The organism is Hydrocoleum sp. CS-953, from assembly GCF_002260545.1.
Lineage (GTDB): Bacteria > Cyanobacteriota > Cyanobacteriia > Cyanobacteriales > Microcoleaceae > Trichodesmium.
Genome location: NZ_LGSU01000891.1, coordinates 1 through 5,274 on the forward strand (window position 1 = coordinate 1; position 5,274 = coordinate 5,274).

Genomic DNA, 5,274 nt, shown 5'->3' on the forward strand with positions numbered 1-5,274 from the left:
GATTAATTGATTGGAAATACTAACGAGGGATATAATCGCTACTTGGAAATTTACCAACTACGAACTTTAGGTTAAATTCCCTCGTCCCTATTCCCTTTGAAATCCTTGAAGACTTTTGACTTTTAACTTTAGCTAAAAGTACAAGTTCGACAAAAGTCTGTCCAGTTAAATTAAGTGTTATGAGTGCTATGCAAATCAATACTTCCAACAATCAAATCCATGTAGGTGTTTTAGGCTTCGGTGGTCTAGGACAAGCCGCAGCTAGGGTACTTACACCAAAACAAGAAATGGCCTTAGTTGCTGCTGCTGACCAAAAAGGTTATGCCTACAACCGTCAAGGATTAAATCCTGACCAATGTATGGCCATTTACAATAACCAAGGGTCTTTGGGTTATTTAGAACTTGGTGGTGTTTTAAGTAACCAGAGCATTGAGGAATTAATCAAAGTAGCTGATACTGTGGATGGTTATTTTCTGGCCCTTCCTAATTTGCCTAATACTTTTATGGCAGATGTTGCCAAACAATTTATTGCTGCTGGTTGGCGGGGGGTATTAGTAGATGCCATTAAGCGTACCAGTGCCGTCGAACAATTATTGGCCCTCAAAGATGAACTACAAGCTGCGGGTATTACTTATATGACAGGTTGTGGTGCAACTCCTGGTTTATTAACTGCAGCAGCTACTGTAGCAGCTCAGAGTTATGCGGAAATTCATAGTGTGAAAATTACTTTTGGAGTAGGTATTGCTAATTGGGAAGCTTACCGCGCCACAATTCGTGAGGATATTGGCCATTTGCCCGGATATGATGTGGAAAAAGCTAAGGCAATGACTGATGCTGAAGTGGAAGCTTTGTTGGAAGAGACAAATGGTCTGTTGAAGTTGGAGAATATGGAACACGCTGACGATATTATGTTGGAGTTGGCGGGAATTTGCGATCGCGATCGAGTAACAGTAGGCGGTATTGTGGATACTCGCAACCCGAAAAAACCTTTAAGTACAAATGTTCAGGTAACTGGTCGTACTTTTGAAGGGAAAATTTCTACCCATACTTTTACATTAGGGGATGAAACAAGTATGGCAGCTAATGTTTGTGGTCCGGCGTTTGGTTATTTGAAAGCGGGAGTAGATTTATATCGTAGAGGTATTTATGGTTTATTTACTGCTGCTGAAGTTATGCCGAAGTTTGTCCGGTAGAGGTTTGTTTGTACATACCTAAAATGCTGCAATAGTAGGGGCGGGTTTGAAATTAATGAATAATGGATAATGAATAATTAAATAAGATTTCCGTACTTGGGTAATATCTCTCGGTTTTAACCAGAGGTAATTATTACTGATTAATTATTAATTAATTATTAACCCGCCCTCATGCACACCCATTAGTTGTGTAGGGGGGGGTTTTAGCTAGAATTTTCGTGCTTACTCTAAGATTTACATAAACCCGCCCTCATACACATCCATTAGTTATGTCAGTCTACTACGATAGTTTTCCGCACCAATTACACGATCGCTCCCACAGGAATAGCTTGTTGCTCATCCAATTCAATTTATTGACATTCTTTTTAATTAATTAGGATTAACACCAAAACTGTATCTATGAAGAAAGGTGTAAAAAATCCCCTAATGATTATAAATTTCTTCAAAAGAATTGTCAACTACAATTGATACAGATTTCTATTAATTTACCCGATATATTCAAAATATAGATAGGGTTGATACAAAAAGCCATGTCTATTCCAAGGTCATCTGAAGGACTTGTCTCTATTGGCCTTTATTATTTTTGGGTTTGGGGATACAATTGACAACTTATTGATATTGCTTCTTATTAAATCAAAACCAGGCTAACCCATACATGAATTTTAAGTCTGGCATCTGAAGTAAGCTAAATCAATAATTTATAGCATTAAGTAACTAAGAAATTCTACAATTAATTTGTAGAAATAACTGAGATATGCTCAAACATCTTGGTCAAGCTAGTGCGATTTGCTTTCCCCAGTAGATTCAATCAACTTTAATTTAGACATCAAAATAATCAGGAGTGTCGATAATGGCAAAAATTGGCATATTTTATGGCAGCACATCTGGCGTAACAGCAGAAATCGCTGAAACAATCCACGAAAAATTAGGCGAGGAACTTTGTGATATCATAGATATGGAAGAAGATTACGACGAATTCAGTCAACTTCTTGAATACGATTATTTGTTATTGGGTTGTTCGACCTGGGGAGCTGGGGAAGTGCAGAATGCTTGGCGCGAACCACTTTTTGACATGGATATCGAAAAGCCTGATTTTACTGGAAAGATTATTGCTTTGTTTGGTGCAGCAGATCAAGTTGGTCATGGAAAGCACTTTGCTGGTGCATTGCAACTTATGTGCGACCAATTCGAGAAGCTTGGTGCAACTATAGTGGGAGAATTTCCTACTGAAGGTTACACTTTTGAGCATTCTTCAGCAGTGCGTAATGGTAAATTTGTAGGATTACCACTGGATGAAGTTAATCAGAGCGATCTAACTGAAGAGAGAATTACACAGTGGTTGGAAACGCTACGCCCCATTTTTCTGGGTGAAGAAGCTCCTGTATTAGTATCTGCTTAGATGGCGAAAGTTTTGTAGCACCTAAAAAGCAACGTTCAATAATTGATAATTGATAATGGATAATTGATAATTACCTCTTCCTCAAAGGAAGAGGATTGAATAAAAGGAAAATTTTTTCTTGTTTCTCCTTTAAAGGAGAGGCTTTAAACCTTAATTATTCGGTAAGAAAAAATTTTACTGTAAAAGATTTCTCTAAATCTCAAAATTGGAAATCTTGTTACTAATTTTTGTAGCGATCGCTGTTGAGATGACAACAGCATGATCGTATTGCATCTGTAAAAAATTGTTTTGTTTGCATATCAGTTCATCTCCTTTTGGGTTGGGGAATATTATTATTCCCCAACTTTTTTATTTATAGCAGTTTTCACATATAGCAATCCTAAATAGGTTGTAATATAATGTCCGCTGGTATCGGAGCGTGTAAAAGTTGGGGAAAGAGCTACCATTAGTAAAGTTTTTCCTTCTTCTTTCTTCCTTCTTCCTTCTTCCTTCTTCCTTCTTCCTTCTTCCTTCTTCCTTACCTTCCCTATACAAGACCGATGCTACCGGACATGATATAATATTTGATTGTAGGGGTTTGGTCTCCAAACCCACCTAGGGTTGCTGATTAACTCTCAAAGCATTTATAAATAAAGCTTTTAGCCTTTTTAGAACGAAAAAACTGCCAGCTTTTCGGTCTTTAGAGCTGTAAAAAGTTAGCACTTTGATCAGACAAGATTCAATCTCCCAAACCTCCCCACACTTCCCACACTCTGCTGTTTTCAGCAAACCCCAAGTAAAAATAGTAAAAATAGGGTTTGGAGACCAAACCCCTACAGTTTTTTTCACAAATCAAATCCCCTTGCGCGTGGAGTGTTATAAGAAACCGGGTTTATGGGAGGTAGATGTTAGTATGGTGAGGTATTTAGTACAAACCCGGTTTTTATGCTTTTTGATGCTGATAGATTTTTTGGAGCGCTAAAGCGCAACTACAAACAAAGACTTTAGCTTTTTAACCAATAGCAATTTGATTAGATGATAACAGCCATTTTTGTAATCCATTAATCAACGCTTGAGTGTGATGATAAGCTGCCATATTGCCTCGATCGCAAAAACACTTGGCAGCAGCTTGTAAATCTTGCATTGCTGCTTGATAAAGTCCGGACTCTTGACGCAATAACCCCCGGTTTAAATATGCTTGAGCTTCATGGGGATTAAGTTTGAGAGTTTTACTAAAGTCTGCCATTGCTGCTTCAATGTTTCCCATCTTGCTACAAACACAACCTCTGTTATAATATGCTCTGGAGTTACCAGCATCTATAGAAATAGCATAACTAAAATCTGCTTTTGCTTTGTGCATATTTTTTGACATTAAATATGCTAGACCTCTTTCATTATAAATATCTGCTTGATTAAAATTAGCATCTTGTTGAGTATTTGCTAAAATTAAGTTATAGTCTGCTATTGCTTCCTGATAATTATTCAGTTCAAAATTAGCTAATCCTCGGTTGTATAAAGCACGAAAATCATTATCGTTTTGGTTAAGCACTTGAGTATATTCTACAATTGCCTGTTGGTAATTACCGATTTCGTAGTAAGCTAAACCTATATTGAGATTTGCTTCTATATTTTCTGGATTAATTTTTATTGCTTCGGTGCAGTCAGCGATCGCTTGGTCATATTTTCCCAATTGAAGATAAACTAAACATCTATTACTATAAGCACTGGCAAAGTTAGAATTAAGTTCTATTGCTTTGGTAAAATTCTCAACTGCTTGCTTATAGTTTTGATTTTCAGTATGAGCTATACCTTGAGTGAAAAACTTTTTAGCATTGCCGATATCTGAGTTAGCAGTTGCAATTTTCATCGGTGGCGAGAATGACAAAAATAGGACGGTAACGACTATACCGATACTGAGCAGAAATCGATCAAATCTATTCATTTCTCACCGTATATATTTACTTCAAATAATAATATTGGGGCGAATACATAGAGCTATAGATTTATTATATCTAGCTCTAATTTTCACCCCAACTATCAAGGAATATATTATCAAGATGAGAAAGGTTTCATTTGTAAAGTTGGAAACTTTTCTCTCCTATCTTTTCCTAATTTGATATTAATTATTACCAACCTTTTTCAGCTTGATCTAGAACATAAGCTGTAACATCTTCAATGGAAGTTGCTCCAAGCCTTTTGAAAGCTGGCATAGCAGCTTTACCATTTGTTACCTGATAGATAATTTTCTCTTCACTGAACATACCCCATTTTTCTAAATCTGCTTTACTTAAAGTCTTTGTTGGGTTAATGCTATTCTTACCTCCGATATGGCAAGCTGCACAGTTACCTGTGAATATCTGCTTTCCATGAGCTATATCAGCAGCTAAAGCTGGAGGTTGTACTGCAACAACAACAAACGCTATGGCTAATAGCACAATGGATAGTAATTTTTTCATTTGTTCTCCTCTCTCAACACAAATACAGATAATGATTAAATCTGCGTTTCCTATTCTGAATTAAGTCGGGCATTACGTCAAACGACAGGCTGTCAAACATAAAAATTAAATTATAAAAATTAAATTAATGATTATCAAAAAGTTTTTTTGGAGACTGATAAGAAACCGGGTTTATATTAGATATTCAACAAAACTAACATTTACCCGCACAAACCCGGTTTCTGTGTTGATACTAATACTACGGAAT

At 36.6% G+C, this 5,274-nt stretch carries 4 protein-coding genes; 2 read left to right on the plus strand and 2 right to left on the minus strand.

The annotated features are described in order from the left end of the window. Positions 1-179: 179 nt before the first annotated feature. Entirely contained in the window at positions 180-1,193 is a 1,014-nt protein-coding gene (locus AFK68_RS11875) for a saccharopine dehydrogenase-like oxidoreductase (RefSeq protein WP_094672985.1), read from the plus strand. A gap of 850 nt (positions 1,194-2,043) precedes the next feature. Continuing rightward, positions 2,044-2,592, plus strand: a complete 549-nt coding sequence (locus AFK68_RS11880) for a flavodoxin (protein WP_094672987.1) — start codon at positions 2,044-2,046, stop codon at positions 2,590-2,592. 991 nt (positions 2,593-3,583) lie between these two features. Here the strand turns inward: AFK68_RS11880 and AFK68_RS11890 are convergent. Both AFK68_RS11890 and petJ read right to left on the minus strand, forming a co-directional pair. Then, positions 3,584-4,513: a tetratricopeptide repeat protein gene (locus AFK68_RS11890; RefSeq protein ID WP_094672990.1), complete on the minus strand. Its 930-nt coding sequence runs from the start codon at positions 4,511-4,513 to the stop codon at positions 3,584-3,586. 184 nt (positions 4,514-4,697) lie between these two features. Next, positions 4,698-5,027: a cytochrome c6 PetJ gene (gene petJ / locus AFK68_RS11895; RefSeq protein WP_094672992.1), complete on the minus strand. Its 330-nt coding sequence runs from the start codon at positions 5,025-5,027 to the stop codon at positions 4,698-4,700. Positions 5,028-5,274: the final 247 nt, after the last annotated feature.